Genomic DNA, 15,465 nt, shown 5'->3' with positions numbered 1-15,465 from the left:
ATATATTTTGTCCATCTATTTCTAAAAAATGTATGTTAACCTAAAGTTAGAAAATAAGAAAGGAATGGAAAATGAGGCGTATTTATTTTATAGGGTTAATTTTGTACACGCTAATTGTATTACACGTTGCATTCCCAAATATCTTTTCATTTAAGGATGTAGAAACAGTACACGTTGGGATATTTATCTTTATTCTATTTGTAGTAGATTGCTGTATTTCAATATGGCTTTCGAAAAGAAAACATGTACAAGATAAAAAAGAAATCGAACGGAAAAAGAGAAAACGTTCATTTTGGATGATGACGTACTGTTTGTCTTTAGTACTTACTGCTGTTTTCTTTAGTGAGCATATTCCATTAGAAAGATTAAATATTGGATTTGGAGCGTTCGTATTTGCATACTATTTTTTCGTGCACTTTCTTCCTTATATGAAAGAAAAGCGAGGAGAAGAGGAAGATCCGTTTGTAGAAGAAGCGAGAGAACAAGAGCATAAGAGAATAGAAGAAGATATAAAGAAACTCGGAGAACAAAAATGGTATTTAAAATCTAAAGTCATATATGTTCTGTGCTTCATTACGCCGCCAATCGGTTATTTGTATGTGTTCTTGCTTCGTAAAAAAATGACAGAAGATGCAAAGCAAACGTATTTAACGATTGCGACGATTATGATGGCACTGTGGTCTATGAAGTTCTTACCATCTTATGTGTTGGCAATCGTCATTGTTGTGGTGGTTTGTCTTGTATTTATAGTGAAGTATGTGAAATAAGTTGTAGTTATATAGGCTACAACTATATAATTATAATTGTAATAATATTATATAATGATTTATAGAGAAAAAGGGGATGCGGTATGGGTTTAATAAAATCAATAACTGGAGCAGTGGCCAAAGTTACAGCTGAAGTAGTGGGTGGTGCGATAGAAGCGGTAGGAGAAGTTACGAATAGTAATTTCATAAAAGATGTTGGAAAAGGCGTTAATAAAGCTACTGTGAAAACTGGGGAAATTGTTGGAAATCTTGCTGATGGTACATATGATGCTATAGGTGGGCTTATTACAGACGATAAACAGCAAGCGAAGCGAGGGTACGAAGAAATACTTGGAACGGTTCAAGATACGGCAACGACAATTGGAAAAGGTATTGTACATGTTTCAGAAAAGGGAGTTGAAACGGTGCAAGCGATACGAGAGGGAGATACTGATAAAGCGATAGAGGCAGGAAAAGAATTAGCAAAGGTTGCGGCTGTAGGTGTTTTCTCGGTTGGAGTTATAGATATAGTTGATGGTGTAGATGGAATTGCTGAGGGAGTAGGAAGTGATAGCATAGCACAAGCAGTACATCCAGATGCAACTGACGTAGAATATACGACGGAGGAAAATCCAAATGCTCATCATGTAACACCCCATGAAAGAGTTTTACCTGACGGGAGAACAATATGGGTAGATGGTGATGGTGATACGAGTGTAGATACACAAGGTGGCTGGGAACAACATAATCCGGATTACAGAATTCCTAAAGTATAAATGAAAATAGGGTAGATAAGAGAAAGCCTCTTATCTACCCTATTTATTTTTATGAATTAAAGCTCACCTTGCTCCTCATCACCACGAACAACAAGGACATCGCATTTCGCATAGCGAATAATATGTTCAGAGACGCTACCAATTAGGAAACGCTCAACAGCATTTAAACCAGTTGCACCACACATAATTAAATCTACTTTATGGTTTGGAGCGATTTCTTTTGAAATTTTAGATTTAGGATTACCAAATTCTAATACAGTTTCAATTTTTTCAAGGCCAGCTTCAAGCGCAGTTTTTTTGTAGTCTTCTAATAAGTCTTCTGCAAATAGATTTGCACGTTCAGCAATTGCGCGGCTATAAGCTTCTACTGCTGAGTATGCTTTTACATCAACGATATGAGCAATTGTTAATGTTGCATTGTTGCGTTTTGCGACTTGAATTGCTTTTTTAAAAGCTCTTTCTGCTTCTTTAGAACCATCCACCGCGATTAAAATATTTGTATATGTATTATTCATAGTAAATTCCTCCCAATCATTTTTATTACCGTTTACAACTTTATTATAAAACAAATTTTGGTAATGTGCTTGTCGGAAACGTTACAGAATTTTGAAAACTTTGCTTTAATTCATTTTAGTTGTAATTGGGGCGAGAACTTGTTACATATGAAGTATAGCAATTTAAAAGGAGGCATGTTTGTGAGACACGCGCTCATTACAGCCGGTACGAAAGGTTTAGGAAAGCAAGTAACAGAAAAGTTATTGGCTAAAGGGTATTCAGTAACAGTAACATATCATAGCGATATAACTGCTATGGAAACGATGAAAGAAACATATAAAAATATGGAAGAGCGTCTACAATTCGTGCAAGCGGATGTCACGAAAAAGGAAGATTTACATAAAATAGTAGAAGAAGCGATAAGCCGTTTTGGCAAAATTGATTTTTTAATTAATAATGCTGGTCCATATGTGTTTGAACGAAAAAAGTTAGTCGATTATGAAGAAGACGAATGGAATGAAATGATTCAGGGTAATTTAACAGCGGTGTTTCATTTGTTGAAACTTGTCGTTCCGATTATGAGAAAACAGAACTTTGGCCGTATTATTAATTACGGATTCCAAGGGGCAGATAGCGCACCAGGATGGATTTATCGTTCAGCTTTTGCAGCAGCGAAAGTAGGACTTGTTTCATTGACTAAAACAGTTGCTTATGAAGAAGCAGAATATGGTATTACTGCGAACATGGTATGTCCTGGTGATATTATTGGTGAAATGAAAGAAGCGACAATTCAAGAAGCACGTCAGTTGAAAGAACGTAACACACCAATTGGTAGATCTGGAACAGGTGAAGATATCGCAAGAACGATTTCGTTTTTATGTGAGGAAGATTCCGATATGATTACCGGTACAATTATTGAAGTAACTGGTGCAGTAGATGTTATTCATAGACATCGATAGAGCGAAATAAATTGAAGTTTCGTATAATTGGACAGTTTATCCTGTATGCTGAGAGGTGTGGATAATACTGTCCTTTCATGTAAGATTAAATCCATCGGAAAACTTGTATTATTTTTTGTCAAATATTGAGATATTATGTTAAAATATAAGAGCGTAGAAAGCGCTTTAAAAAATGATTCAGGGGTCATTTCATAACTCAAGGGGGAACTAATAATGCGTATCGGTATTCCAACAGAAATTAAAAACAATGAAAACCGCGTGGCAATGACGCCAGCGGGAGCAGTACACTTAGTACAAAATGGTCATGAAGTTTTTGTTCAAAAAGGAGCAGGTTTAGGATCTGGCTTTACAGATGAAGAATACGTACAAGCTGGTGCAAAACTTGTTGAAACTGCTGAAGAAGCATGGAATCAAGATATGGTTATGAAGGTAAAAGAGCCAGTTGCAAGTGAGTACGGTTATTTCCGCGAAGGTTTAATTTTATTCACATACTTACACTTAGCTCCAGAACCAGAATTAACGAAAGCATTAATTGATAACAAAGTTGTATCAATTGCATACGAAACAGTACAGTTAGACAATCGTTCTTTACCATTACTTGCACCTATGAGTGAAGTAGCTGGTCGTATGTCTGCACAAATCGGTGCACAATTCCTTGAGAAAAACAAAGGCGGTAAAGGTATTTTACTTGCAGGCGTTCCAGGGGTAAAACGCGGCAAAGTAACAATTATCGGCGGTGGTCAAGCTGGTACAAACGCAGCGAAGATTGCAGTAGGTTTAGGTGCAGATGTAACAATCATCGATTTAAGTGCAGAACGTCTTCGTCAACTAGATGACATTTTCGGAAACCAAGTAAAAACTTTAATGTCTAATCCATACAACATTGCAGAAGCTGTAAAAGAGTCTGATCTTGTAATCGGTGCAGTATTAATCCCAGGTGCAAAAGCGCCAAAACTTGTAACAGAAGAAATGATTCAATCAATGGAACCAGGTTCTGTCGTTGTAGATATCGCGATTGACCAAGGTGGTATTTTCGAAACAACTGACCGTATTACAACTCACGACAACCCAACTTACGAAAAACATGGCGTTGTTCATTATGCAGTTGCTAATATGCCAGGAGCAGTTCCACGTACATCAACTCTTGCATTAACAAACGTAACAGTACCATATGCAGTACAAATTGCGAACAAAGGCTACAAAGATGCTTGCTTAGGCAATACTGCATTACTAAAAGGTATTAACACATTAGATGGATACGTAACATTCGAAGCAGTTGCAGAAGCTCACGGCTTACAATACGCTGATGCGAAAGAGCTTCTTGAAAAAGCTCCTGCTTTATCATAATAGAGACAAATTCGAGACCTTCCTTTATGAGGAGGGTCTTTTTTTATAAGGTAATAAATTGTAAAAATTGTTGTGTATTACTGTTAATAAGTAGGGATTGTGATAATTTAGAATTATATAAAATTTGGGAGGGGGGATTAGATTGGGAAGAAAAAGTAAGCGGAGGAAGCATAAAAAACAAAGAGGAGTAATAAGGAGTAAACATGAGTTAGTAGTTACGAAAAAGAGACCTAGGTCTAAAATTGAAAGTGGTTTAATAGATGCGGCGAATGTTATGTATTTTATTGTCATGTGTATTATTTTTATTAACTTAATTAAGTTACCAGTTTCAAATTTATCCTTACATGTATTTGTACTTATTATTTTTTTAATGGTAGCCATTTTAGTACATGTTTTAGTGTTTGGAACATTACTATCAACTAATAAGAATGGTGGAGAAAAAAGGCAAAAAAAGAAAAGAAATTCGTCTTATTATTCAAGCTCATCAAGTGGATTCGGTGACTACAGTAGCAATGATTGTAGCAGCTCAAGTGATAGTGGAGGAGATTGCGGAGGTGGTGGAGACTAAATTAGTTTTTCAGAAGAACGACTAATGAAAGGGTGGGACGAAAGATGAAAACTGTGAATTTAATAGAATTATCGAAGGACATTCAAGATCAACATAAAAATTTTGTCGTTTCAAATGTAAATAGTCATTGCTTACGAATCGCTGTATTTACTGGTGAATATGATTGGCACTATCATTCTAATTCGGATGAATTATTTATTGTGCTAGAGGGAGAACTACTGATCGATTTTGAAGATGGAGAAACGGCGGTTTTAAAGCCAAATGATTCTATCTTAATTCCAGCATGCACGATTCATAGAACGAGAGCATTCAAGAGAACGGTAAATCTTTGTTTTGAAAATATAGAGGCTGATACGATTAAAGTGGAGCAATTATGAAAAAATTATCTGTAGCCGAGTATAGAAAAATCCTTCCGACTTTAGAAGGTCATACAAGGACAACAACCTTTGCTCATGCGGTATGTGATCAAATGATAGATGGTGAAGTTTTTGCAAACGAGAAGTTAACAGCAGGACTAATTCGTACAGCTAACGGTATCTATTATTTATTTGGTGATACGGATGATCAAAATTATAACGAATATTTATTTGCGCATTTAAAAATGGCTATTGAAAAAACAGAGAAGAGATTTACGTTGTTCACTTCGAGTGACGAGTGGGAAATGATGTTAGAAGAGCGTTTTAGTAATACACTTCGGAACATCCCGCGAATGAAATTTCAACGAGAAATTTTTGAAGAGAGAAAACGAAATGCAAACAAAAATACATATGAAGTGAAGCGTATTGATAAAAGTGATATAGAACGAAGCAATGAATTTACAGAGGAGTATTATAAAGAATATTGGGGATCAAAAGAGCTATTTTTGAACGGTGGTTTCGGATTTTGTATAGAACAAGATGGGATAATTGTAGCTGAATGTGTTTCGATATTTAATGGGAATGGATTTGCTGAAATTGATATTGCGACGCATAAAGCATATCAAGGGAAAGGATTAGCCCAAGCTGTTGCAACACGGTTCATTGAACATTGCATGCAAAATGATATTACACCGTGCTGGGATTGTTATGTAGACAATATTCCTTCGCGGAAATTAGCTAGTAAATTACGTTTTTATAATCCAATAGAATATAGATTGTTTGTACGTAAGAAAACGGGGGAATAAAAATGAATGTGGAGTTAACGAGATTTAAAGTGAAACAAGGTAAAAGTCATCGTGTAGATGAAAGGATGCAGCTTCTTAATGACAATATGAAAGAAGTGCTTTTGACACTAAACGACGAGAAGATGTACGTTGAGACAATTTTCCGGGAAATAAGAGATGGAGAAGAGTACTTATATTGGTATTCTGTGCAAGGAGAAGGCGGGGCTCTTGTCGAAAATTCTCATCATGAAATTGATAAAAAGCATGTAGCGTTTTGGTATGAATGTATTGATGAAGAAGCACCGTCTGTTGATATGAAAACAGAAGTCGTTATGATTCAAGATGTTGTGAAGGAAGCGATGAAATAATAGAATAGTATGTTGGAGAGAAGCACATCAAAATAGGTGTGCTTTTTATGTTGAAAAAAATTATAGAAAAGCTGTATACATTTTACGCTCTCAAACGTTGAGTATATAGAAGGGAGAGCAGAATGAGTCATGATACGTTTGAATCGTTATTAATAGAGAAGTCAAAAGCTGTGTTTGGATACTTAATTAAGATTGGAGCAGATAGAAAAGAAGCGGAAGATATTGTGCAAGATACGCTGTATAAAGCTTTATTGCTTATGGAGGAAATACCGTTAGAGCATTTAACACCGTGGCTCTTTAGGGTTGCAATCAATCAACACCGAGATTTATATCGGAAAGAAAAAAGGCTAAATCCCATTGCGATTGAATCTGTTGTGCTTATTGGCCAAAAGTCATTAGATGAAGTGCTTTTAACAAGTGAACTACAAGGCGAGGTACAAGAAATATTGGAGACGATGATGGAGGATTATCGTCATATTTTACTGTTGAAATATGAATATGAACTATCTTATAAGGAAATTGCCATTTTATTAAGTATGAAAGAAGATACAGTAAAAACAAGTTTGTACCGTGCAAGAAATCAATTTAAAAAATTGTATAGGAGGAGAAACGATGAGTCGGAAGGACTTTGATTTGAATATGGATGATAAGCAGATGAAGACTTTGATGAAGAGAGCGAAGAGGAAGCAGTTTTTTAGAAATTTTTTCATCTCAATCTTTGCATCTACTTTAGTGATTATTGGATCTTTCACTTTAATAGTATATTTGAAACAAAAAAACTTTAATGAGATGGAAAGAAGAGTATTTGCAGAGCAAACTGTAAAGGGTCCTAACATAAAATTTTATTCTCACAGAAAATTAAATATGGGTTTAATGAGCGATTCTATTATGTATAGTTCATATAAAAATATTTCGGGTCAACCAGTTAAGTGGATAGATGAAATATATGAATATGATGTGTGGGGATATATGTCAAGAAGTCATAATGGAAATACGCATTTAGAGGAAGAGAGATTTAATGTAGACGCAGCTGAGAAATTGCCGGATTACAATATACAAACGATGCAACGCGAAATGAGGTTTTACTTGCCTTTCATGAAATATATAAATTACGTGAATGATTTAAAACAAATTGGGGATTTGAAAAATAAAGTTGCGGAAGTGGCCCTATCGTTTGATAAAGCGTATACGATGGATGAAATTATGGGAATACTACCAAAAAATGTACAACCAGTTTGGTTTTGGGTTGATACATATGATGAAAAGAAATCGGATAAATATGTTGGCTTAATAGACTCAACAGGTGCAGTTTTAAATGCGACAATGTCTAATCGTGTTTATGGATTTACGGGAAGTTATGCAAAAAAGGAAGAGGAAATGAAAATGGATTTTGAGAGGAATTCAAAAGAATTTATAGGAGCAATGAAAACATTAGCAGAAGATGAACGACATATGGATGATGCGAAAGATTCGTATAAAGAAATAAAAAACACCGAACCGAAAGACTTACAAATATACGGTGTAGTCGTAACAGGCAAAACAGAGGATTTACAAAGTTTACAAGGAGCACCATATATTAAGGCTGCTGTTAGAGGTGTAACAGTTGAGAAATATTGATTACAAGCTATTAATGTGAATAATCAGAAAATTTATGTTATAATATGGGAAAAGGAGGTTCATATGAGGCAAATACATGGAGCAATTTATATTTACATAACAATGTTTTTCGTGGCGATATCCTATGGATTAGGGCACGTGTATTCGCATCCTATACTAACTTTTTTGAGCGGAGCATGTATGGCGTTTGCACTTCTTGTCCACCTTTTCTCAGTTTGGATCGTGAAATTTCAATTAAATATTAGTGAAATAGAAGAAGGCACTTTCTAAGTGGCCTTCTTTTTTTAATAATATTTTGGAAGCTTTCGTAGCAAATTTTCAATTTCGCATTCGGTTTCTTCACATATAGAAAGTGTGCGTAGTCTGAAAAATAAGCTACGTAAGAAAGATTTTATATTTCCGTATAGAAACTCGTACGATTCAATATGTAGTGTTTGTTTTTGGACTGGTAATTGGGCTACTAAGTCATGAAGGGCTGCTATGAGTACTTCTTCCTTTAGACCATTTTGTAGCATTGAGACGATCGGATAAACGAGTCGTTCGTCTTCTTCATATTTATAGTAAATAGAATGGACACAAACTTTGTTTAATAAAGTTTGTAATATTTCTTCGTAATATAAAGTTGCCAGTTTAGGACTACGAACAAGCGCTTCAAATGTATCAGAAGCATGAGCGATACTATGTGCCCAGCCGTGGTCTTGAACATATCCACGGAAATCATGTTCATTGTTCATATATAGAATCAATTGATCTTTTACAGTTAAAATATCATTCTGTGATAAGAAATTATATTTTGTATCAGCATCAATAATGAGCGCAAGTAATAATGTCGTAAATGCGCGGGTAAATACAGCATCTTCGTCATCCGAATGAATTTTATACAATAAATATTTTTCACTAATGCTTTCTAATAATAGTTTCTCTAATTGCGTGTGTGAAATGTAGTCCTTTTTGATGAGATGAAAAAAAGTAGAGTAAATAAGTTTGTCTCTTAAATAGCTATCGGTAACACCGATATGCTCAAGCATATTGGAACTTAAAGAATCAATGTTAAGTGTGTTATTCAGTATGTAATTATTATTACGAATTTCTTCTAACTGTTGTTGTAACATATAAACCTCCTGTTTTAGAAAATTCTGTATTTTTATAATATAATAAGAGGAAGAAATAGACAATAAATAAGTGCTTTTGAATGGAGGGACGTTATGAAGAGAGCATTATTCTTTTTTATTAGTATTTTCTTTTTAGGAAGTTGTTCGATTTCGTATGTTACTTTTTCTAGCGAGAGCAAAAGTTGGACGGGACAATATAAAGGGCATATTCAGGATGACAGTGAAGATGGAGTGTTTACATTTCAGTATAAGGGCGGAGATGGGAATACAGAATTTAAGAATTTAGAGATTGCTATTAATAGAGCCTTTAGTGCAATGAAAGAAACGTCAGAAGTTCATAAAGGAGCAAGGATTGAAATGAAATCTTCTTGTGTAAGTTGTGCACCTCTATCTAAAGATGAACCGATAGAAGTTGTGATTAAATGGGATGATAAGTATGAGGAGAAAATGGTTTTAAAGCGGAAATAGCATAGAGTAAGGGGATAAAAATGAATAGGCATATAAAATTTTCTATGTTTATGTTTTTAGGTGCATTTCTAATCATATTATCAGCGTGTACTACAAAACAAGTAGAGCAAGTAGCAGTAAAAAAAGTATCTGAAGAGGGGTATGTCATATTAAGAAATGACACGGCATTTTTTGTCGATGATAAAACGTTTGAAACAAAAGTAGAGTTGCAAAATTATATAGAACAACAAATGAATAAAGAATATCCATCACATACGGTTTTGAGCTTTAAGGATAAAAGCGCATATAATCAATTAAAAACAGGGGATAAAATAAAAGTATGGTTTTCTCAAATACTTGAAAGTTATCCAGCAAAAATGATTGTAGAGAAATGTGAAATAGTAGAAAAATAGAAAAAGGCAGCAATTAAGCTGCCTTTTTCTTATTTCACAAATTGTAATTCTTTCGGGAATTTCGTTAAAATTTCTGACCCGTCTTTTGTGATGTAAATATCATCTTCAATACGAACGCCACCTACGTTTGGTACGTAAATACCTGGCTCGATTGTGAAGACCATACCTTCTTTTAATGGAGACTCGTTACCAGCTTTTACATCTGGATATTCGTGTACGCTAATTCCAAGTCCGTGACCAAGGCGGTGTGGGAAGAAGTCGCCGTAACCTGCATCTGCGATAACAGAACGAGCAGCGTTGTCGATTGCACCAAGTGTAACACCTGGTTTACATGCTTCAACTGCTTGTAGTTGTCCAGCAAGTACAGTGTTATAAATGCGAGTTTGTTCTTCAGAAATTTCACCGAATGCTACTGTACGTGTAATGTCAGAGCAATAACCTTCAATGATTACGCCTAAATCAAATAGTACGAAATCGCCGCGTTTCATTTTGTTTGCACCTGGAATACCGTGTGGAAGAGCAGAGTTTGCACCTGCTAATACCATCGTATCAAATGACATTTTATGTATGCCTTTTGTTTTTAATTCATGTTCGATAATTGCTAATACTTCTAGCTCGCTACGATCTTCTTTAATTGCATTTACACCAACTTCAACAGCGTAGTCTGCCATTTTAGCTGCTTCGCGTAAAATAGAAAGTTCTTTTTCATCTTTAATTAAACGAAGTTCACGAACTTTCTCCTCAGCTGATTTGAAAGCTGCATTTGGGAATAGTTTTGTTAATTCTTCGTAACGTTCTACGTTTAAATGTTCTTTTTCAATTGCAACTGCATTTGCATTGATGCCGCGGTCTTTAATTGCTTTTGCAATCATATCCCATGGTCTGTCAGTATCAGTAAATCCGATAATTTCATGTGCCCAGCCAGCGTTACGCGCTTGACCTTCTTCCATTTTAGGGCAAATTAAAATAGGTTCTTTTTCTTGGAATACAAACATGCCAAGAAGTCTTTCGTGTGGTTCACAGTGGAAGTTTGTCATGTAGAAAACGTTTGGTGTAGAAGTTAAGAACGCAGCTTCTACGTTTTTTTCTTTTAGCCATTGCATTAAATTTTCTAATCTAGCATTCATCGATTGGCACCCCCGAGATATTTAATTACAAATATAACTTTACATCGGAGGAAAGCGTTATGACAAGTAAATCGATGTTAGAAAAGACAGGGAATTGAAAAATCATGTAGAATAAAAAGTGAGAATGTGAATAGGGGAGGAATGTAATAATGAAAGTATCTTATCATGGACATTCAGTTGTAAAAATTGAAACGAATGGAAAAGTGATTTTAATTGATCCATTTTTAACTGGAAATCCGAAGACAGATTTAAAGGCCGAAGATGTAAAAGTAGATGCGATTCTTTTATCACATGGACATGGTGATCATGTTGGAGATACAGTAGAGCTTGCGAAGAAAAATAATGCAGTTGTTGTGGCACCATTTGAACTAGCGACATTTTTAAGTTGGCAAGGTGTAAATACACATCCGATGCATATTGGTGGTTCGCATGAATTTGACTTCGGAAAAGTGAAGTTTACACAAGCATTCCACGGTTCTAGTTATATTGATGAAGAAAATAAGACGATTACATATACAGGTATGCCAGCAGGTATTTTATTTACAGCAGAAGAGAAAACTGTATACCATGCAGGAGATACCGCTATATTCTCTGATATGAAATTAATAGGGGAACTGAATAACATTGATATAGCGTTTTTACCAATTGGTGATAATTTCACAATGGGACCAGAAGATGCTGTTTTAGCAGCGAAATGGACTCAGGCGAAAACTGTTGTACCGATGCATTACAATACGTTCCCAGTAATTGAGCAAGACCCATATCAATTTGTAGAAAAGCTACAAGATTGTACAGGAAAAGTATTAGAAGCTGGAGAAAGTATTACACTATAGAAAAGAAACCCTTCATTTGAAAAGACAAGTGAAGGGTTTTTTACGTGTGTAGGACAGCTTTTAAAGGTTGTACTTGTTTTGGTGATTCTTTTCTTTTTGGAAGTGGCTGTTCAGGTGTTTCATTCAATTCCATTGCAACTTTTTTTCCGTCTACGAAAGCTAAAAATACAGCACCTACAACTTCTAATAATTTTTTCATCATATATCCGCTCCTTTGTTTCATTTCTTGTCTTCATTGTATATTGAAGCGGCTGGACAAACTATCGAACGAGATGACAATACCATTACATTGTTGTAATAGAAGAAGTAGTGTCATGTAAGGCGTATTTTGTTATAAAAAAAATAGTACAGATATATAAAGAGAGAGTGTAACAGTTTTGAAAATATAGTATACTAAAAATACAACACATGAAGAATTTAGGGAAAAGAAAGTATGGTGAAACCATTTGGCTACCAAGCATAACCAAATTTTAGAACATATTAATGGCCTGCCAGTAGGGCATAAAATTTCTGTAAGGCAAATTGCAAAAGATTTGAGTGTAAGTGAAGGGACAGCTTACCGTGCAATTAAAGATGCAGAAAATAAAGGGTATGTTAGTACGATTGAACGTGTCGGAACCATTCGAATTGAACAAAAGAAGAAAGAAAATATTGAAAAGTTGACATATGCAGAAGTTGTTAACATTGTTGATGGCCAAGTACTTGGAGGCAGAGAAGGACTACATAAAACGTTAAATAAATTCGTAATCGGGGCAATGAAATTAGAAGCGATGATGCGCTATACAGAAGCTGGAAACTTACTTATTGTCGGTAACCGTACGAACGCGCATCAATTAGCGTTAGAAACTGGAGCCGCTGTATTAATTACGGGCGGATTTGATACGGAAGATCATGTGAAGAAATTAGCAGATGAATTAAAACTGCCGATTATTTCAAGTAGTTACGATACATTTACAGTTGCAACGTTAATTAACCGTGCGATTTACGATCAGCTGATTAAGAAAGAAATTGTACTCGTTGAAGATATTTTAACGCCAATTGAAGAAACGTTATATTTAAAACCAAATGATACAGTGCAGCAATGGCATGCGTATAACGAAGAGACGATGCACGGAAGATATCCGATTGTTGATGAAAATAAAAAGGTATTAGGTATTGTGACTTCTAAGGATATGATTGGTGTTGTAAAAGAAACACCAATTGATAAAGTAATGACAAAGCATCCAATTACGGTAAATGGAAAAATGTCTGTCGCAGCTGCGGCACGTATGATGGTGTGGGAAGGTATTGAGTTACTTCCTGTTGTTGATGAAGGAAATAAGTTGCAAGGTATTATTAGTCGTCAAGATGTACTTCAGGCGTTGCAAATGATTCAGCGCCAACCACAAGTCGGCGAAACAATCGATGATATTGTAACGAATCAATTTATGACGCCGAAAGAAGCGAAAAATGAACATTTATATCAATTTTCAGTGACGCCGCAAATGACGAATTCAATCGGAACGTTATCTTACGGTGTATTCGCAACAATTGTGACGGAAGCAACGAATCGCGTTATTCGTGCGCAAAAGAAGAGTGATTTAATTGTTGAGAACTTAACAATTTATTTCGTAAAACCAGTTCAAATTGACAATGTTGTATCGGTTCATCCGAAAGTATTAGAAATTGGACGTAAATTTGGTAAGGTTGATGTAGAAGTGCATCATGAAGGTAATGTCGTCGGGAAAGCATTACTTATGGTGCAGTTGATCGATAAATAAAAAGATGGAGCAGACCGCTTTGGTTTGTTCCATTTTTTTTTTTAGAACGCTACATTAGGGAGTTTTAAAATGTAGTTAGCAACTGAATCTATCATGGTTTGAATTGCGAAAGCGAAAAATAAATCACATTCTGTTTCATATTTATAAATAGGAACACGTAATCATTTGAAGATGCTTGAACAATAATTATGGAGGTGTCGAATGGGAAATTTCGTTTAATCCATTAGGCTTTTTCTTTAACTTTATATTGTTTTATTGGATTTTGAAGTTATTATTTAAGCTCGGTGGGCGTTTTAAGTAGAGAAGTGAAAAAATAGAAGGATATGTATCAATGTGGATAGAAAATTGGTTGTTAGTCGATTACGCTACTAATCGTTAAGAGATAACAATAATGTAATTGGATAAAAGAGACTACGCTTCACTATAGGAACTAGGGGGAGAAGAATGGATTTTCACACTAAAGAGCAGTTATGTAAGCAATATAATTTAAATAGTCTTACGAAAGTTTCATTGTTACATGGGGGAGAAAATCAAACATATATATTCGAATCGGACAAAAATAAATTTGTAGTTAGGCAGTACAGAGAAGGACGTTATACATGCGAGCAAATAGAGGCTGAAATACATTGGTTAATAGCGATACAAAAACAAATGTTAGTACCAGAAGTAGTTGTCAATAAAAGTGGTGATTTGATCACACCTATTATGAAAGGTGAGGGAAGTATCCAGTATTTTGTTGTCTTTAGGTTTATAAACGGAAGTGAAATTTTAGAACCAAAGGATAAAGATTATGAAAAGCTTGGATCATTAATGCGAATGTTTCATGAAAAAACAAATGGAGTGCTCAAAAGAGTACCGCAAACTTGGAGAGGTTATGAAAGGCCTATATATAGTGAGCAAAAGGTAAACCATGAACCTTTACAACGATTACTAAATGCTTCATTTCTATCGCATGCGGATAAGCATAAGTGCATAAGAATTGCAGAAAGAATACAAGAACTCGAAAATTCAACTCAACTAGGAGAAAAACAATTTGTTCACGGTGATATGCATTTTGGCAATGTTCTTGTAGACAGAGAGGATTGGTATTTACTCGATTTTGATGAATGTGGATTTGGCTATAAAGAGTTTGATATTGGTGTTCCGAGATTGCATTTAATTGCTTCGGGACAGTTAGAAGACGCATGGGGGAATTTCATGATGGGATATGGGGAAAATATTTCGGAAGCAGCTATTCGACTTGGGACTGCTTCGAGAATTTTTTATATGGCGGGAAAGATTCCGTTAAGACTGGATATCGAGCCTATTAGAAAAGATCCCGGTGCTTTTATTCGGCGATATGTTCAGTATGCTGAAGAGGAATTATGTGGTGAGACAATTGTATAACTAAAAAACAGAATATTAATTTAATTAGAGTTTATACTATGTTATAATTAAATTGTAAGAAAATGGATTTAGGGAAGGTGGTATGCATTATGTCATCAGAAGTGCTCTTTTTTGGTGGGATCGCACTATTTTACTTTCTTGTGATGATACCGCTTCAATATTTATATTTACAAGGTTTACATGAAAAAAAGAAACGAACAGGATTATCTCAGCAAGAATTATATGAAAAAATGTCTTTTGAAGAAGAACAATTACATTTTCACGTACAAGGCAACCCCTTTAATATACCGTCTGCGTTTGTTGCATATATGATTTTAAAAGTTAGGGGACGTAAAAAAGCATCACAATATTGATGCTTTTTTATGTTGCT

General features: G+C 35.0%; 21 protein-coding genes. 17 read left to right on the top strand and 4 right to left on the bottom strand.

What is annotated here, in order from left to right; genetic code table 11:
• The first annotated feature begins 71 nt into the window (after nucleotides 1–71).
• Together AC3WTA_RS10760 and AC3WTA_RS10755 are read left to right on the top strand one after the other, a co-directional pair.
• Nucleotides 72–767, top strand: coding sequence for a hypothetical protein (locus AC3WTA_RS10760; RefSeq protein WP_001252908.1), 696 nt, complete (start codon nucleotides 72–74; stop codon nucleotides 765–767).
• 83 nt (nucleotides 768–850) lie between these two features.
• Nucleotides 851–1,522 (top strand): hypothetical protein, encoded by a 672-nt coding sequence (locus tag AC3WTA_RS10755; protein ID WP_000522932.1) that lies wholly within the window; start codon nucleotides 851–853, stop codon nucleotides 1,520–1,522.
• A 56-nt stretch (nucleotides 1,523–1,578) separates the two neighbouring features.
• Here the strand turns inward: AC3WTA_RS10755 and AC3WTA_RS10750 are convergent, their stop codons facing one another.
• On the bottom strand, nucleotides 1,579–2,037 hold the full coding sequence (locus tag AC3WTA_RS10750) for a universal stress protein (RefSeq protein WP_001066681.1): 459 nt from the start codon (nucleotides 2,035–2,037) through the stop codon (nucleotides 1,579–1,581).
• A 147-nt stretch (nucleotides 2,038–2,184) separates the two neighbouring features.
• On the opposite strand from AC3WTA_RS10750, the gene AC3WTA_RS10745 reads away from it, so the two are divergent.
• The 9 genes from AC3WTA_RS10745 (at nucleotide 2,185) to AC3WTA_RS10705 (ending at nucleotide 8,287) form a co-directional block, all read left to right on the top strand.
• Entirely contained in the window at nucleotides 2,185–2,976 is a 792-nt protein-coding gene (locus tag AC3WTA_RS10745) for an SDR family oxidoreductase (protein ID WP_033657720.1), read from the top strand.
• 213 nt (nucleotides 2,977–3,189) lie between these two features.
• On the top strand, nucleotides 3,190–4,323 hold the full coding sequence (ald, locus tag AC3WTA_RS10740; RefSeq protein WP_001219405.1) for an alanine dehydrogenase: 1,134 nt from the start codon (nucleotides 3,190–3,192) through the stop codon (nucleotides 4,321–4,323).
• Between the two features lie 142 nt (nucleotides 4,324–4,465).
• A complete protein-coding gene (locus AC3WTA_RS10735) occupies nucleotides 4,466–4,891 on the top strand; it encodes a hypothetical protein (RefSeq protein ID WP_000532859.1) in 426 nt (141 codons plus the stop codon).
• Between the two features lie 44 nt (nucleotides 4,892–4,935).
• Entirely contained in the window at nucleotides 4,936–5,268 is a 333-nt protein-coding gene (locus AC3WTA_RS10730) for a cupin domain-containing protein (protein WP_000859795.1), read from the top strand.
• Nucleotides 5,265–6,053 carry a GNAT family N-acetyltransferase gene (locus AC3WTA_RS10725; protein WP_000736762.1) on the top strand — a complete coding sequence of 263 codons (789 nt, stop codon included), beginning with the start codon at nucleotides 5,265–5,267 and terminating at the stop codon, nucleotides 6,051–6,053. Before AC3WTA_RS10730 ends, AC3WTA_RS10725 begins: the two co-directional genes overlap by 4 nt.
• Before the next feature lie 2 nt (nucleotides 6,054–6,055).
• Nucleotides 6,056–6,400 (top strand): DUF6176 family protein, encoded by a 345-nt coding sequence (locus AC3WTA_RS10720; RefSeq protein WP_492332873.1) that lies wholly within the window; start codon nucleotides 6,056–6,058, stop codon nucleotides 6,398–6,400.
• A gap of 122 nt (nucleotides 6,401–6,522) precedes the next feature.
• A complete protein-coding gene (locus AC3WTA_RS10715) occupies nucleotides 6,523–7,032 on the top strand; it encodes an RNA polymerase sigma factor (RefSeq protein ID WP_000017717.1) in 510 nt (169 codons plus the stop codon).
• A complete protein-coding gene (locus AC3WTA_RS10710; protein WP_000087164.1) occupies nucleotides 7,013–8,017 on the top strand; it encodes an anti sigma factor C-terminal domain-containing protein in 1,005 nt (334 codons plus the stop codon). Before AC3WTA_RS10715 ends, AC3WTA_RS10710 begins: the two co-directional genes overlap by 20 nt.
• Nucleotides 8,018–8,080: 63 nt before the next feature.
• On the top strand, nucleotides 8,081–8,287 hold the full coding sequence (locus AC3WTA_RS10705) for a hypothetical protein (RefSeq protein ID WP_001248905.1): 207 nt from the start codon (nucleotides 8,081–8,083) through the stop codon (nucleotides 8,285–8,287).
• Between the two features lie 14 nt (nucleotides 8,288–8,301).
• Here AC3WTA_RS10705 and AC3WTA_RS10700 read toward each other — a convergent pair whose 3' ends face one another.
• Nucleotides 8,302–9,129 (bottom strand): DUF2785 domain-containing protein, encoded by an 828-nt coding sequence (locus AC3WTA_RS10700; protein WP_000941479.1) that lies wholly within the window; start codon nucleotides 9,127–9,129, stop codon nucleotides 8,302–8,304.
• Nucleotides 9,130–9,222: 93 nt separating this feature from the next.
• On the opposite strand from AC3WTA_RS10700, the gene AC3WTA_RS10695 reads away from it, so the two are divergent.
• Together AC3WTA_RS10695 and AC3WTA_RS10690 are read left to right on the top strand one after the other, a co-directional pair.
• Entirely contained in the window at nucleotides 9,223–9,597 is a 375-nt protein-coding gene (locus AC3WTA_RS10695; RefSeq protein ID WP_000816713.1) for a hypothetical protein, read from the top strand.
• Between the two features lie 20 nt (nucleotides 9,598–9,617).
• Nucleotides 9,618–9,989 carry a DUF3221 domain-containing protein gene (locus tag AC3WTA_RS10690; RefSeq protein ID WP_001079365.1) on the top strand — a complete coding sequence of 124 codons (372 nt, stop codon included), beginning with the start codon at nucleotides 9,618–9,620 and terminating at the stop codon, nucleotides 9,987–9,989.
• A 29-nt stretch (nucleotides 9,990–10,018) separates the two neighbouring features.
• Here AC3WTA_RS10690 and pepQ read toward each other — a convergent pair whose 3' ends face one another.
• Nucleotides 10,019–11,116, bottom strand: coding sequence for a Xaa-Pro dipeptidase (gene pepQ / locus AC3WTA_RS10685; protein ID WP_000994030.1), 1,098 nt, complete (start codon nucleotides 11,114–11,116; stop codon nucleotides 10,019–10,021).
• A 149-nt stretch (nucleotides 11,117–11,265) separates the two neighbouring features.
• Here pepQ and AC3WTA_RS10680 point away from each other — a divergent pair, with 149 nt between their 5' ends.
• Entirely contained in the window at nucleotides 11,266–11,949 is a 684-nt protein-coding gene (locus tag AC3WTA_RS10680) for a metal-dependent hydrolase (RefSeq protein WP_000868942.1), read from the top strand.
• A 40-nt stretch (nucleotides 11,950–11,989) separates the two neighbouring features.
• On the opposite strand, the gene AC3WTA_RS10675 is transcribed toward AC3WTA_RS10680, so the two are convergent.
• Entirely contained in the window at nucleotides 11,990–12,151 is a 162-nt protein-coding gene (locus AC3WTA_RS10675) for a hypothetical protein (RefSeq protein ID WP_000976298.1), read from the bottom strand.
• Between the two features lie 244 nt (nucleotides 12,152–12,395).
• Here AC3WTA_RS10675 and AC3WTA_RS10670 point away from each other — a divergent pair, with 244 nt between their 5' ends.
• The 3 genes from AC3WTA_RS10670 (at nucleotide 12,396) to AC3WTA_RS10660 (ending at nucleotide 15,448) form a co-directional block, all read left to right on the top strand.
• Nucleotides 12,396–13,709 carry a CBS domain-containing protein gene (locus AC3WTA_RS10670; RefSeq protein ID WP_000201567.1) on the top strand — a complete coding sequence of 438 codons (1,314 nt, stop codon included), beginning with the start codon at nucleotides 12,396–12,398 and terminating at the stop codon, nucleotides 13,707–13,709.
• A gap of 444 nt (nucleotides 13,710–14,153) precedes the next feature.
• Entirely contained in the window at nucleotides 14,154–15,095 is a 942-nt protein-coding gene (locus AC3WTA_RS10665; RefSeq protein WP_000345528.1) for a phosphotransferase enzyme family protein, read from the top strand.
• An 89-nt stretch (nucleotides 15,096–15,184) separates the two neighbouring features.
• Nucleotides 15,185–15,448, top strand: a complete 264-nt coding sequence (locus tag AC3WTA_RS10660) for a DUF3949 domain-containing protein (protein WP_000093751.1) — start codon at nucleotides 15,185–15,187, stop codon at nucleotides 15,446–15,448.
• The last annotated feature ends 17 nt before the right edge of the window (nucleotides 15,449–15,465 follow it).

This window comes from Bacillus sp. EB106-07-01-XG149, assembly GCF_058791555.1.
The sequence above is the reverse complement of the archived record's forward strand: the minus strand, read 5'-3'. Positions and strand labels throughout refer to the sequence as shown.